11 protein-coding genes are annotated in these 14576 nt (G+C 63.0%); 3 read left to right on the top strand and 8 right to left on the bottom strand.

The window, feature by feature from the left end:
- Positions 1-180: 180 nt before the first annotated feature.
- From AC1RDJ_RS07500 to AC1RDJ_RS07475, 6 genes are all read right to left on the bottom strand, one after another.
- Positions 181-954 carry a class I SAM-dependent methyltransferase gene (locus tag AC1RDJ_RS07500; protein ID WP_493027107.1) on the bottom strand — a complete coding sequence of 258 codons (774 nt, stop codon included), beginning with the start codon at positions 952-954 and terminating at the stop codon, positions 181-183.
- 47 nt (positions 955-1001) lie between these two features.
- On the bottom strand, positions 1002-3113 hold the full coding sequence (locus tag AC1RDJ_RS07495; RefSeq protein ID WP_493027106.1) for a c-type cytochrome: 2112 nt from the start codon (positions 3111-3113) through the stop codon (positions 1002-1004).
- Positions 3114-3301: 188 nt separating this feature from the next.
- Positions 3302-4501, bottom strand: a complete 1200-nt coding sequence (locus AC1RDJ_RS07490; RefSeq protein WP_493027105.1) for an FAD-dependent monooxygenase — start codon at positions 4499-4501, stop codon at positions 3302-3304.
- On the bottom strand, positions 4498-5010 hold the full coding sequence (locus tag AC1RDJ_RS07485; RefSeq protein ID WP_493027104.1) for a MarR family winged helix-turn-helix transcriptional regulator: 513 nt from the start codon (positions 5008-5010) through the stop codon (positions 4498-4500). The genes AC1RDJ_RS07490 and AC1RDJ_RS07485 overlap by 4 nt, the downstream gene beginning before the upstream one ends.
- Positions 5003-6352: an MFS transporter gene (locus AC1RDJ_RS07480; RefSeq protein ID WP_493027103.1), complete on the bottom strand. Its 1350-nt coding sequence runs from the start codon at positions 6350-6352 to the stop codon at positions 5003-5005. The genes AC1RDJ_RS07485 and AC1RDJ_RS07480 overlap by 8 nt, the downstream gene beginning before the upstream one ends.
- 173 nt (positions 6353-6525) lie before the next feature.
- Entirely contained in the window at positions 6526-7425 is a 900-nt protein-coding gene (locus tag AC1RDJ_RS07475) for a LysR family transcriptional regulator (protein WP_493027102.1), read from the bottom strand.
- Positions 7426-7526: 101 nt separating this feature from the next.
- Here AC1RDJ_RS07475 and AC1RDJ_RS07470 point away from each other — a divergent pair, with 101 nt between their 5' ends.
- Entirely contained in the window at positions 7527-8966 is a 1440-nt protein-coding gene (locus AC1RDJ_RS07470) for an amidase (RefSeq protein WP_493027101.1), read from the top strand.
- Positions 8967-8972: 6 nt separating this feature from the next.
- On the opposite strand, the gene AC1RDJ_RS07465 is transcribed toward AC1RDJ_RS07470, so the two are convergent.
- Complete coding sequence (locus AC1RDJ_RS07465; protein WP_493027100.1) at positions 8973-9395, bottom strand: DUF2061 domain-containing protein; 423 nt, start codon at positions 9393-9395, stop codon at positions 8973-8975.
- 232 nt (positions 9396-9627) lie between these two features.
- On the opposite strand from AC1RDJ_RS07465, the gene AC1RDJ_RS07460 reads away from it, so the two are divergent.
- Positions 9628-10410: a hypothetical protein gene (locus AC1RDJ_RS07460; protein ID WP_493027099.1), complete on the top strand. Its 783-nt coding sequence runs from the start codon at positions 9628-9630 to the stop codon at positions 10408-10410.
- A gap of 67 nt (positions 10411-10477) precedes the next feature.
- Here the strand turns inward: AC1RDJ_RS07460 and AC1RDJ_RS07455 are convergent, their stop codons facing one another.
- Complete coding sequence (locus tag AC1RDJ_RS07455) at positions 10478-11857, bottom strand: chitinase (RefSeq protein WP_493027098.1); 1380 nt, start codon at positions 11855-11857, stop codon at positions 10478-10480.
- Positions 11858-12508: 651 nt separating this feature from the next.
- On the opposite strand from AC1RDJ_RS07455, the gene AC1RDJ_RS07450 reads away from it, so the two are divergent.
- Positions 12509-13477 carry a hypothetical protein gene (locus tag AC1RDJ_RS07450; protein WP_493027097.1) on the top strand — a complete coding sequence of 323 codons (969 nt, stop codon included), beginning with the start codon at positions 12509-12511 and terminating at the stop codon, positions 13475-13477.
- Positions 13478-14576: the final 1099 nt, after the last annotated feature.

Here is a 14576-nt window from a genome sequence, read left to right as displayed (position 1 = left end):
CCGCAGGCCGTCGTCGACGCAGCCTTGCGCGCACTCGACCAGGGCCGCAGCAGCCATGTGGCGGGCCGGCAAAACCGCCTGCTGGCCTGGCTGCCGCGCTTGCTGCCCCGTGAAACCGTGCTGCGCATCGTGGAAAACATGCTCAGGCCAGGCCAGGCTTGAACGCCGGCCGGCCATGCTTCAGTCTAGCTTGCGCGCCACGAAGGCGGCCGTCCGGTAGGGTACGGTGACGACGTCCTGGCCGCGCAAGGCCGGTTCGGCAGCGATCAGCTGGCCGATGTCGTCGTCGATGCGCTGGCGTTCCTGCGGCGGCAGGGCGGCGATGAAGCTGGTCGAGCGCACCCTGTTGAGCAGCACGTCTTCCGCCGCCCCTGTATGCCCGTGGGAAAAATGCGTTTCCTGCAAGGGACTCAATCCCGCATGGGGAAACGCCTGGCGCCAGGCGCCCGTGTAATAGCGGGGCGTATCGCCTTCGGCCCGGTTGACGATGGCGTCCAGCCGCGCCACCCAGGGCACGCTGGCGTCGCGCAGGTTCCACACCAGGCCCAGCCTGCCTCCGGGCTTGAGCACGCGCAGGATCTCGTCGAGCGCTGCCGGCGTGGCAAACCAGTGGAATGCCTGCGCGCAGACGACGGCGTCGACGGACGCGTCGGGCAGGGGAATGGCCGTTGCCGCGCCCGCCAGGGCCGTGACTTGCGGTAGGGCGGCGGATAATTTTGCCAGCATGGCGGGTACGGGCTCGACGGCAATCACCGTGGCACCCGTATCAAGCAGCCGCGGCGTGAACTTGCCCGTGCCGGCGCCCAGGTCCAGCACCGTGACGCCCGGCCGCAGGCCCAGCGCGTCCTTCAGCCAGGCCGACACTTCCGGTGGATAGTCGGGCCGGCCCTTGACGTAGCTGGCGGCCGCCGTGGCGTAGCCGTCGGCGGCCGCGTGATGGATGTTGTCGCTCATGCAATGCTCCCAGGATGGTCATGGCATGAGCATAGCGGATCCGGACGTCAATAGCGCGCATCCCTGGGCTTGCCGCCTTTCGGCCAGTCCTTCACCTTGTCCGGAAAGTCCGGACGCGGCATGTGGGTGAAATACTCGGCCACGTCGACGGCGTCCTGGTCGGACAGGTTGCCTTGCCCCAGCGGAAACTTCTGGCCATGGCCCATCACCATGTTCGCTTTCACGAAGCCGGCCGCCGTGTAGGTGCGGGCCATGCCGGCGCCGATATTGAACGAACGCTCGCCCCACAGCGGTGGAAAGGCCGGCACGCCATTGGCGCCCTGGATGCCTTCGCCATTCGCGCCGTGGCACACGGCACATTGCTCGGCATATACTTTTTTACCATGCACGGGATCGGGCATGAGGTTGCGGTCGATCTTCGCCACGCCGCGTCCCGGCACCTTGTCGTTCGCTTGCGTGGCTCCCTTCATCCAGTCGATATAGGCGACCATGGCCTGCAGCTCGGGGCCGTCGACAGCCAGCGGCTTGCCGTGCATCGAGCGGCGGAAGCAGCCGTTGATGCGCTCGCCCAGGCTGATGACCTTGCCCGCGCGCGGCGCTTCCGAGGGAAAGAAGGCGGAAATGCCGAGGAAGGGCGAACCGTTGGCCACGGTGCCGCCATTCAGGTGGCAACTGCTGCAATTGAGGTCGTTGCCCACGTTGCGCGGCAGGCGCGCGCGCGTTTCCGTCATCAGCTGCATGCCGTAGATCAACTGGCTGGCATTCGGATCGGCCGCCAGGGCGGCGAAGCGGGGCGTGACGAAGCCGCCCGGATCCGGCGCCTTGAGCTTGAGTTCCTTGCGCACCTTGGCGATCTGCGCCGTCGTGACGGGCGCGCCGTGGTTGCCCCACTTGCCGCGCACAAAGGTGAGGATTTCCGCCAGTTCCGCATCCGACAGGCGGTCATACGAAGGCATGCCGAACGAACGCGGCGATTGCTGCGTGACGGCCGACTGCCAGCCGGTCAATGCGATGTGGATGACGGAGGTGGCATCCTTCGACTGCACTGAGTCGTTCTGCGCCAGCGGCGGGAAAATATTCTCGACGCCGCGGCCATCGCGCCGGTGGCAGGTGGCGCAAAACTGCAGGTAGCCGAGGCCGCCGCGCGTGTTGTACAGGGCGTCGTCGCTGGCCGCCACGAAAGGAGCCGGCGCCTTTTGCGTTACTGGCGCGCCCGGTTTGGCCGGCAAGTCATGCAGGTAGTGCGCCAGCGCATCGAGGTCGCCATCGGTGAAATACTGCGTGCTGTGCGTGATGACTTCCGTCATGCTGCCGGCCGCCGTGCCGAAACTGTTGCGGCCCGTTTTCAGCAGGCGCACGATTTCCTCCGGCGTCCATAAGTTGCGCAAGTTCACGGCATGCCAGCCGTCGAAGGTGAAGCCGGACAGGTAATGCTTGCCGCCGCTGCCATCCTGGCCCAGGGCCTTTTCCTGGAAGGCCACGCCGCGCGGCGTGTGGCACGATCCGCAATGGCCGAGGCCCTGGGCGATATAGCTGCCCCGGTTCCACACGGCCGACTTGGCGCTGTCGGGCTTGAACTGCGCGTCGTCGAGGAAGACGGCGTTCCACAAGGACAAGCCCCAGCGCATGCTGAACGGCCACTTCATGTCCGTTTCGCGGTTTTGCTGCGCCACGGGCGCCACGCCGCGCTGCAGATACGCGTACAGGGCCTGCATGTCGTCGGGCGAGATCTTCGCATAGGACGGGTAGGGCATGGCCGGATACAGATTGTGGCCATCCGCCGCCACGCCCTTGCGCATGGCGCGGTCGAACTGCGCGAACGAGTAGCCGCCCAGCCCCATCCTGGCGTCGGGCGTGATATTGGTGCTGTAAATGGTGCCGAAAGGCGTTTTCAGCTCCAGACCGCCGGCCATGGCGGCGCCGTTCGGGCTGGTGTGGCAGGCCACGCAATCGCCCAGGCGCGCGACATATTCGCCGCGCTTGACGAGTTCGGCGGACGGCGCCGCTTGCGCCGCCGCGGCTGGCGGCGCGGCGGCTGTGGCGGAAGTGGCGCACAGCAGGATGCTCGCCAGGAGCAGCAGCGCCTGCATCAGTGCGGATGAAAAGGAAAAACGGTGCGGCGAACCGGGATACAAGGTGGAAGTGGCATTGGCGTTCATGGTGACCCTCTATTATTCGGGCCCAGCATACGCATGCGCCACCATGGCGAAAATTGGGAGTTTCTTTCGGTCGACTAGGTAATCTTGCCTAGTGCATGCCGACGCAAATTACTGTATGGCAATTACGCGCTGCGGCAGGCGGAAGGCGCCGCACACCTTGACCGACTGCCGGTCAAGGTGTGCCCGCATCAGGCCATGTGCGCATAATCGGGAAGCGCCAGGGCATCTGCCTTGGGAGTCAAAAACCTGGCCAGAATTGACTTCACAATTGGAACATTGCTCATGCGCAACATCGCATGGCCAAAGGCGATCCCGGCGCGGGAGTGGGGCGAGGCAAGCCGGGGCGCGAAGGTGGGCACGCTCTGCGCCTGATCGACATAGGGGCGCATGATCGCTTCATACGCGGCAAACGCCTGCACGTGATCGGCGTGGCGTCCCAGTTCCCCTGCCAGGATGTAAGCGCCGCACAGGCTCAGGCTGGTCCCCATGCCGCTGATGGGCGAGGCGCAATAGGCGGCATCGCCGACGAGCGCGATCCTGCCCTTGGACCAGCGCGCCATTTTTACCTGGGAAATCTGGTCGAGATACAGGTCGGGAGTCGCGTCCAGGGCGGCAAGTATGCGCGGCGTTTCCCAGCTCAGCCCGGCAAATTTTTGCTTCAGCAGTGTCTTTTGCTCGGCAAGCGACAGCTTTTCGTAGGCGCTGGGCGGTTCCTGGAACGAGAGCAGGGCGCGGGTGGTCCCCAGATTGTCCGGACGCAAGCATACGCTCAAGCCGCCAGGCGCATTGAACCATCGCATCTGGCGCTCGTCGCCGGGCGCGCGCGCGATGGTGAAGTAGGCCGTGTAGAGGTCGAACGACCGGCGTCTGACTTCGTCTCCGAACACGAGCTTGCGCGTATGCGAGCCCACGCCTTCGGCAGCGATGACGAGGTCGAACCGCTCTTCGCCGCCGTGTTCGAAGCGCACCTCGACGCCGTCGGGCAGCTCCTCGAGCGCAGCGATACTGTCGCCAAAGCGGTAGTTCACCTGCTGACGGCCATGCTCGATCAGCAGCTTGGCCAGTTCCCCGCGCAGGATTTCAAGCTCGGCCACCGGCCCGTTGCCCTCGAACGCCCCGATGCCGATTTCCGCCCTGGTGCGATCATGCTCATCGACAAACCGGATCCCATCCTCATGCGTGCTTTTGGCGCGGATGGCGCTCTCGAGTCCCATCCGCTGCGCTACCACCTTGCCGGCGCCGCGCACGTCGATCGTTTGCCCGCCATCGCGAAACTCGGGCGCGCGTTCGACGACCGTCACCTCCATGCCCTGGTGCGCCAGCCAGAAAGCCAGCGTGGGGCCGGCGACACTTGCACCCGTTATCAGGATTTTTCGCTTGTTCTTCATTTATTCTTCTTTTCTGCTGCCGTTGGCAACGTGGTCTGGTAAACCGTAATCACTTGCTGGAGAAAATGCTCTATCGTCGTGCGCTCGTCCGCGGACAAGGCGCTCAGCACCGCGTCCAGTCCATCGAGCATCGGCGCGATATGCCGGTACGTCTGCGCCACCGATGCCTGCACCGGATGCACGAGCACGCGGCGCTTGTCGTCCTGCTGGCGTTCGCGCGTCACGTGGCCGGCACGCTCCAGGCGGTCGATGACGAGCGTGACGCCGGCCGTCGTGACGGCAAGGCGCGCGGCCAGTTCATTCGGAGCGAGGGGACCGTTGCTGATCAGCTGCTCCATCAACGCCATATCGGTCTGGTTAATGCCGAGCGCGGTGCTCAGGCGCTGCGCCGCTTCGCGCGTCAGGATCGCGATGTCCTGCAGCTGGCGGCCGATGACATCGCCGGCGATGTGCATGCCGCGCGGGTCTTCGGGGGCGAATGATTCAATTGTTGCTTGCTGGTCATGCATGGTTTACCTCGAGTTCTGATTTTGCGGCAGTGGGAAAAAATAAGGTCACGCCCATAAAGGCGACAAGTATGACGGCCTGGATCGCCAGCGCGGCGCTCAAAGCCCGGCCTGGCGTCACGGCGGGATGCGCGGCAAAGAATGCGCCGCTGAACACGGCCACGCCGATCGAGGCGGCAATCGATTGCACGGCAGACAGAACGCGGGAACCCGAGCCTATCTGCCTGTCATCCAGGGACGCAAGGATGATGCTGAAGAGGGCGGCAATCACCAGGCCGGCGCCGATACCGCAGACCAGCATGCCTGGCACTACATGCCATGCGGAAAAGGCCGCCGTATTGCCCAGTTCATATTGCAGCAGCGCCACGCCGGCAAGCTGGACGCCGGCGCCCAGTTGCAGCACCCTGCGTCCGAAACGCGCCGCCAGGACGGCGCCGCTCAAGGTGGCGCCGCATGCCGTGCCGATAGCGAATGGCAGATTGGCAATACTTGCTTCGCCCGCCGTCAATCCATGTCCGATCTGCAGAAACAGCGTCAGCACCAGCTGCATGCCGACGAGCGAACAAAAGAACAGGGCAATGCCGGCCAGCCCGGCCGTGTACGCAGGCCGCTGGAAAATCGACGTCATGATCAGCGGCGCCTGCCCGGCGCGCACCACCGACGACTGCCGCAGGCCAAACAGGCCGAAGCCCAGCGCGGCCAGCACGATGCAAGGCCAGCCCCAGCCCGGCCAGGCGCCAGCCTCGCCCAGCGGCAAGACCAGCAGCACCGAGGACAGCACCAGCAGGGTGGCGCCGGCGACGTCGATGTTGACCGAGCGGTCACCCGGACGATGCGGCAAGTAACGCCATGCCACGAGGAAGCAGGCAATGCCTACCGGAATATTAATCAGGAACACGGCTCGCCAGCCCAGGCCGAACAGGTTCAGTTCAAGCAGCATCCCGCCAAGCACGGGGCCGAGTATGCCCGCCAGGCCCAGGATGGGACCGAAGATGCCGAACACCTTGGCCAGATCCGGACCGCTGTAGTTTTCACGCAGCAAGCCCAGGCCTTGCGGCAACAGCATGGCGCCGGCCAGTCCCTGGAGCAGGCGAAAGGCGATCAGCATGGCGATGGTCGGCGCCACGGCGCAAAAGAGCGAGGCGACGGTAAACGCGGCCAGGCCGGTGAGAAACATGTTGCGCCGGCCGAAGCGGTCGCCGAGGCGCCCGCCGAGCACCAGTCCGGCGCCCAGGGCGAGCGCATAAGCGCCAATGACCCATTGCATCTGGGCCGGGCTGGCGCCAAGCGAACTGATCAATGCAGGTCCACCGACATTGACGATGGTTGAGGCGGCAAGGTCCATGATCTCGGCAACGATCATGGCAAGTAAAATCGGCCAGCGAGGCAGTGGAACGGTAGGCATTCTAATTAATAGCTAATTTAGTTAGTGATAAAGTTAGACGATATAGGGGATCGCGCTCCTTGTCAACAGCGGCAGGGCGGCCAGGCGGCGCATCAAGCCCGCTTTCCGCATCACTACGCGACAAATCCCAGGATGCGCTCGCGCAGCCAGCGGTGGCCCGGGTCCAGGTGCAGGCGTTCGTGCCAGACCATGGCCATCTCGTAGTCGGGCAGGCTGATGGGCGGCTCCCACGTGCGCAGTGCGCCCAGCGCGTTCTTCAGCAGCCGCGACGGCAACAAGGCCACCATGTCGGACGCTGCCAGCAAGGGCGGGACGATGAGGAAATGCGGCACGGACAACACCACCTTGCGCTGCTGGCCCAGTTGCTGCAGGGCCGTGTCGACAGCCGTGCGGAAGCCGCCGCCGTTGGGCGAGACGACGATGAATTCCAGCGCGCAAAATCGCTCGAGGTCGGGCGGGGCCTGCAGCAGCGGGTGGTCGTGGCGGCCCGCCAGCACATAGTGTTCCGTAAATAGGGTGCGGTGGCGCAAGCCGGGCGGCGCTTCTTCCTGCGCCAGAAAGCCCAGGTCGACCTGGCCGCTTTCCAGCTCCTGCGCCATGCGCGCCGGCACGGCTTCGAACACGGCCATGCGCGACAGCGGCGCCTGCGCGCGCAGCGATGGCAGCATGGGCAGCAGGATCGCATATTCGGTGGCGTCGGCCGCCGCCAGGTTCCAGCGCACCTCGGCCGTGGCCGGGTCGAACGCCTGTTCCGGCTGCAAGACTTGCTCCAGCTGGGCCAGCACGGCTTGCAAGGGCGCGAACAGGGCCAGCGCCCGCGCCGTGGGTAGCATGCCGCGCGGTCCCGGCAACAGCAGCGGATCGTCGAAGGCGGCGCGCAGCTTGCCCAGCTGCACGCTGACGGAAGGCTGGCTCAGGTGCAGCCGCGCGGCCGCCCGCGTGACGTTGCGTTCGATCAAGAGCGCTTCCAGGGTCAGCAGCAGATTCAAGTCCAGCTTGCGCAGATTGTTCACGACTATACCTCGTATATTAACTATTCATTTCCAGAATGATAGCGCAAGCCCTACAGTTGTTCCTGCGACCTACACTTTTAAACCATTACAGGAGCAATCTGATGCAACTCCATGAATATACAAGCTTTGATGGCCTTGGGCTGGCCCGGCTGCTGCGCGACGGCGAAGTCAGCGCGGCGCAATTGCACGACGCTGCCATGCGCGCCTGCGCCGCCGTCAACCCGCACATCAACGCCGTGGTCGGGCTGTGGCCGGCCGACCTTGCCGGCATCGACAAGGCCGCGCCGTTCGCCGGCGTGCCCTTCCTGATCAAGGATGTGGCCGTCACCATGGCGGGCCAGGCCAGCGAGGCGGGCAGCCGTTTGGGCGCCGGCCATGTCGCGGCCGCCGATTCGCACCTGATGGCGCAGTTCCGCCAGGCTGGCCTGGCCACCTTTGGCCGCACGGGCACGCCGGAAATGGCGTTTGCCACCACCACCGAACCGGTCCTGTATGGCGCCACGCGCAATCCGTGGAACCTGGCCCTGAGCGCGGGCGGCTCCAGCGGTGGCGCGGCGGCGGCCGTGGCGGCCGGCATCGTGCCGCTGGCCCATGCGACGGATGCGGCCGGTTCCATCCGCGTGCCGGCCGCCTCGACAGGACTGTTCGGCCTGAAGCCGAGCCGTGGCAGGGTCTCGAACGGCCCGGCCATGGACGAGATCTTCAGCGGCCTGGGCGTGCAGCTGGGCGTGAGCCGCACCGTGCGCGACAGCGCCGCCTTGCTCGATGGTGTGCAGGGAAGCATGCCGGGCGAGCCGTACGTGACGGGCGCGCCCCACCTCACCTGGCTGTCGCAGGTCAGCGTGGCCCCGGGCAAGTTGCGCATCGGCGTACAGCGCGCGGCCAGCAATGGCGCGCAACCCGTGCCCGCCGTGGACGCCGCGCTGGACGAGACCATGCGCCTGCTCGAAGGGCTGGGCCACCATGTGGAACAGGTGACGCCGCCGCTGGGCGTGTCGTGGGAAGCGTTCGTACAGGCGAATGCGCGTATCTGGTGCGCCAACCTGGTGCCGTGGATCGATGGCCTGGCGCAGGAAAGCGGGCGCAGCGTATCGCTGGAGACACTGGAAGCAGCCACCCTGGCGTGCTACCGCTATGGCAAGACAGTCTCTGCCGTCGAATTCGTTGCCGCACTCGACGTGCGCAACACGGTCACGCGCCACGCGGGCGCCTTCTTCACGGAATATGACGTGCTGCTGACGCCCACCATGCCGGACTTGCCGTGGCAGCTGGGCCGCTATGGGGAAAATGAAGGCACGTTGGACGGCCTGGGCTGGACGGCGCGCCTGTTCGAACATTCGCCGTACACGCCACTGGCGAACGTGGCGGACTTGCCGGCCATGTCCGTGCCGCTGGCGATGTCAGCCGACGGCTTACCGATCGGCATGCAGTTCATGGCGGGTTACGCCCAGGATGGCGTGCTGCTGCGCCTTGCCGGGCAGCTGGAGCGGGCGGCGCCATGGGTGCAAAGGCGGCCGCCCGTGTGGGCTGGCAGAGAATAACGTTGATTACAGGGCCGCCAGGCGCGCCGCGCCACGGCTTTCCTGGCGAGCGCGCACACGCTCCCACAGGCGGTCATGGAAGGGCAGGACGATGACGTTGCAGATGGGCTCGACCACGGCCAGCAAGCCGCCGAAGGCCATCGAACCCGTGGCCCAGTACATGACGCCGAAGGCGACGCTCATGTGCAAGCAGGTCTGGCTGACCTTTTCACCGGCCAGCACGGCAAAGCCGAGGCGGCTGGCGGCGTAGCGGCGGCGGATCGCATGCCAGGCCTTTTCATGCCAGGGCAGCAGGGCCACATTGATGACGGGTTCGATAATCGCCGCCAGGCCACCGAGAGCCAGCGAACCCGTCAGCAAGTAGGCGAGACCGAAGGCGATCGACATGTGCGTGAGAACCTGGCTGAATGTTTTGATCGCTGTAAACAAGGGACGCTCCTTTTCTGTTGAATTCGCTTATCCTTGAAGTAGATAGTAACGATTCTCATTTACAAAAGAAAGTAAAATATTTCAATCGAGTTGATCATTGAAAACTATCGTAAAATAAGAATTCATTATATTTTTCAATATTCTTTCAATTTGGCCCTGTTGGCCCGCTTGCCCGGCCAGCCACTCGCTAGACCTTGTTAGGCCAGTAGTTCTGGTGAATGCGGAGAAGCGAATGAATACCCTGTTTGATGACATCCTGACCACGGTCCAGCCCTGGTCGCAGCAAGTGATTGCCGAATGGCGCGATATGTTTCCATCGCAGCACGGCGCCAGCCTCGAAGCTTTCGTCGTGCGCGAGTACCGGCGGCGCGATGCGCGCATCGACATGCGGACGGTCGTGGGCCAGTCGGAACACTATGCGGGACAATCCTGGCGCGAGGCGGCGCTGGCGCCGCAGTACCGGCAGGACAAGATGCGCGGCGTCTTTGAGCTGTATGAAAGCCATCCCGACTACTATTTCAATGGCGACCTCGATAACGGCATCATGCTCAGCTCCATCGATGGCACGCACTGGTTTACAGATGGCGGCGGGAGTCACCGCACGGTGCTGGCCAGGTTCGCCTGCGACCGCATTGCGCGCCAGACGGGCCGGTATCCGCTCGTGCGCGGCGTGTCGACCTGCCATTACCAGGCGGATATGCAGGCCTGGGACCTGTTTTGCCAGCTAAGCCAGTTAAGCGAGCGCCATGCGGAGGTGATTTTCATACGCGTCGCGCGGGAAGAACTGCCTCCACGTCTAGTGCCTGGCGGCACCGACATCACGTGGCGGCTGCGGTTCTTTGTGGTGGACCGGCGTTTTGGCGGTGTTCCCCGCGCCGAGCACATCGACGCGGCGCGGTTTTGCGCGTATGCGCGGCACGTGCTGGCCCATGACGGCAAGCCGAGCTGGCGCGACCGTGTGCTGCACTGGCGGATTGGCGACCGGGACCGGCTGGTGTACCAGTCCGGGGCTTGAACGCGCCACACTATATATAAAGCGGCAGGCCGGAGGAGGGGAGTCCTTCTCCGGCCTGCCTGGCGCCTTATGGCAAGGTTTTCAGCACATTCTTCGTCGGCACGGAGAAGTTATAGTTGTCGTGGCGGTCCCAGTTGATCGACCACGTCATCACGCCGCGGAAGTCCGGATACGCCTGCAAGGGCTTGATGGTGCCGCAGTTGAGCAGGCGCGTCAGGCAATTGAGGGCGTTGCTGACGTCGGCGTTGGTGGTAAAACCCGAGCCGGCCGAGCTGCGGCCCGACGGCACACCGAAGCCCACCTGGTCAGGACGCAAGCCGGCGAAGGTGTTGCTGCCATAATTAAAGCCTTCGATCAGCATGCGCGCCGTGGCCACCAGCTGGTCCGCCGAGCCGGCCTTGATGGCGCCCGTGGCGTATGGCGTGTAGATGTCGCCATTGTTGTAGTACTGCGGGTGCAGCACCGTCAGCTCGGAGCGCAATGCATTGATGATGGGAATATAGGCGCCCCAGATGCTGCCGTAGCTCGTATAGCCGCCTTCCACGTACACCCATTCGGGCGCCATTGACAGGTAAAAACTGTTGCCGACCTTGGCTTTCAGGTTTTTCACGGCAATCGGCAGATAGGTCTGGATGGCCGCGCCTTGCGCCACCCCGTTTTCCAGGTCCAGGTCGATGCCGTCGAAGCCATATTTCGTGATGATGGCGTACAGGCTGTTGGTGAAGTTGGTGGCTTCGGCCGTGTTGCCGACGGAAACGGAGCCATTTTGCCCGCCCAGCGACAGGATGACTTTCTTGCCTTTCGCCCGCTTGGCGGCCACGTCGGCGATGAATTGCGCTTCCGTGCCGGCGCCCGGGTCGATGGTCAGGCTGACATTGCCGCCGCCCGCATTGTCGCCGAACGAGACGACGATCACATCCCAGTCGTCGCTGACCTGGCTGATCGGGTAGGTGGCGCCGCTCGGATTGGTGAAATTGTGCCAGTAGCCGATCAGCGCGTGCTTCGCCAGGCCGGTGGGCGTTGGAGTCGGGGTAGGCGTTGGGGTTGGCGTTGGGGTTGGGGTTGGCGTTGGCGTTGGAGTCGGTGTGGGCGTCGGCGTTGGCGTTGGAGTCGGAGTAGGTGTCGGAGTAGGCGTTGGTGTGGGAGTCGGGGTTGGCGTTGGCGTGCCGCATTCGCCCACTGCCGTCCACGGCTGGCCGCTGCCGGCGCCGCCGCTGCTGGTGGAAGGATTGTTGCCTTGTGTCCACCAATTGGCGTTGTAATTGACATTGTTGTAGCTGGCCTTGCCGCCGCCGTTGTAGGCGGTGCTGCTGTTCCACGGCGTGTAGCAGGCGACGGCTTCCGTCGTGCCGGCCAGCAGCTGGCTGGCGCCCGCGGCGGATCCTTCGCTGCCGCCGCCGCACGCGGCCAAAGTGCCCCCGAAGAGGGTAACGATGAGGGTATTCATGACTGTCCGGTTCACTTGCATCTCCTTGTGTGTTTTTTATCATGGCGGTCCGGTTCATCACCGTCCGATTTTCCAGAGTGCAAGCATTACAGGTGGTAGTCAACTGGTTTTATTCTTTGCGCAAGATAACAATACCAGTTGCGGCATCGTCCCATAGGCTGGGCAATCCGGACCATACCAGTGCTGGTTTTCCGAACCGCTGGTATGGTGACTGGATGGGCGCCAGCGGCGCGGCTTGACGCGGTGCCGGGAGCAGGGCGGGGAAGGGAAGACGATGCCGGACGGCAGCGCGTGCGATGGCCAGGGGCCAGGCTGGCTGGTGCAGGCGGACAAATCAGCAGCGATGGCAAGCGCGATGCTCGCGCGCAAGCAGGGCTGGGACAAGGTCATATGTTAAGACTTTTCATTCATAATACTCTGCAAGGCATTGATTTCATGCATATCGCGCTCATGGACGGCAATCTGACACGCGACAGCGTGGCGCCAAGGCAAGGGCCTTGTGCATGCGGTGCTGGCCTGCTGTTACCTGTTTGTATCGGGCTGATACGTACGCGGCTCCATGGCTTGTTATAACGTCGCAAATGGACCCGACATTGATTATCTTGGCCATCGCCGCAAGGGGATGGCCCTTGAGCAGGTGGAGACGCGCAGATGGATAAGCTGGCACTCGAATTGTTTTTGGCGGAATCGACGGCCGTGGCCGTGGTGGGGGAATTTGACGCGCTCGGCAGCATGGCCAGCGCACTGAACAAGCGGCACAAGGTGCGCCAGACCGATCTGCTCGATCTCTTTGAACTGGCCCAGGCCCAGGGGCCGAATACATTCGAGCGCGCCATCCTCGTGTTTTACCTGATGATCCTGGGCGGCGGCGCCTATGATGACCCCATGAATATCATCCAGGCAGCCGACCTGAAAACCCTGAGAATCAAACCCCATTGGGACGCCAGCGGCTTGCACAATTTCGATACGGTCTGCATCTGGGAACCGATGAATTTGTGGGCTGGCTGGGCCAATGAAAATCAAAGCAACAACAACACGACTATCGACCCGCACATGCTGAATTTTTTTCAGAATTGCAAGGTCGTATTTACCGATATCACGCCGCAGAAGACCAATACGACGCCGAACATGACGCTGGCCAACCATTTTTTGCCGGATGCGACGGCAAAGACATCGTGGACCTACGGTGGCGTTGCCAAGCGCGAACGACGTTATTCGGCACATAGCGACATGCTGGTCAGGCAACAACAGCATATTCAATATGAACTGGATAACTTCCAGCACCTTGCCAAGCCCAACACGGACAGTTCGCTGGCTGCGCAGGAGCTGCAACGCTACATGGATAATATCGGCATCCTCGAATCGCAAAGCACGACGGCCGGCACCCAGCACTACATTGAATTACTCGATTCGCTGACGGCCAGGAACCTCGCCAATCTGGATTTCTACAACAAGATCGATGGCGCCAGGCAGCGTTGGATCAGCAACCGGGCAAAACTACGCGTCATCATCGACGACTGGACCCAGGACTTGCGCAACGGCGTCATTACCGGCGGCATGTTTTACAAGCCGCAGGCAAAGGGCATACCCAATCCCAAGAAGAGCAAAGCATTTCACTAGCGCGGATGCAGACCGACGCTTGAGCCTAGCATACGCGTGAGCGTTGCCGGCAGCCGAGTCCAAAGCAGGCAGGCGAGTCGAAACATCACAAAATCGCCTATCCAATTGAAGATCGAGCAATCGTGGATGCCCGCCGATGCGGGGCCGCGCCGGTGTACCTCGATGTTCGACAGGCAGCTGTGTCGCGGTCGATGGCGCCAAGGCCAAGGCGGACGCGCTGGCGGGCGTGATCGCTGAGAAAGGTCCGCTGGCAAAATGAGCGCAGTAGACCCGTTCCTGTTCATTTCGTTGTCAGGTCTTCTGTTGCAGGACTGGGGTGCCCGCGCAAATCGAATCCCTCGTGGAAGCGCTGGAGGCCGCATAACGGCCCGTCGCAGGCCGCTGCGCAAGGCAAACAGACAATTCCGCAAGCGCAAGAAGAAATGGACAAAGCCCGCAGATTGCGGGCTTTGTTACAAAATGTAACGTGATAAATAATTTATTTGATAGAATCGAATTTCTGTTTTTGCATGGTCGAGAATGATATGAGTCCACATCAAAGCTTTATCGCAACTGGCATCGTCCTGATAGTCGTCTGCATTGTCCTGTCCGCCTGGGCCTTCAGGTGCGAAATACGCAAGAATAATAAGCGCGAACGCTGCAAGTGCTGTAATCGGCCGCTCTAGCAGTAATCAAAGGGCGATCTGCAGCTGGTCGAAGTCATCGCGCCGCAAGCCAGTTATTTGGGGCTCTTTTTTTGGCAGGCGCACGGCCAGTTCGATGACGTCCGCACGCACAATGCCACAATGCCTAGGCGATCTCCAAGGGCTGTCATGTTCATCGCCAGCAAATGTCCGGCTTGTTCCATTTGGCGCAAGCGCATGTATTCGGGACTCCACTAGGGCACGCGCTGTTTGCCGCTGAGCCAGTCGCGCACTGTGCGCTCGTCGCGGCGCAGTGCGCACCATATCAGCCAAGGGAAGGTCCATGACGAAGTGCGCAAGCCCGGTGGGGTTGCCGTGTCGCAGATTGGGAATCTCATTTGTTATTTTTGATTATGATGGATCGAAGACCATAAATCGGTATTGCGATTTCCATCTCGAGGAGAACGGGGATTCTT

It is taken from the genome of Janthinobacterium sp. GW822-FHT07H10, assembly GCF_058798675.1.
Note: the sequence above shows the minus strand (reverse complement) of the source record. Positions and strands in the feature narration are given on the sequence as shown.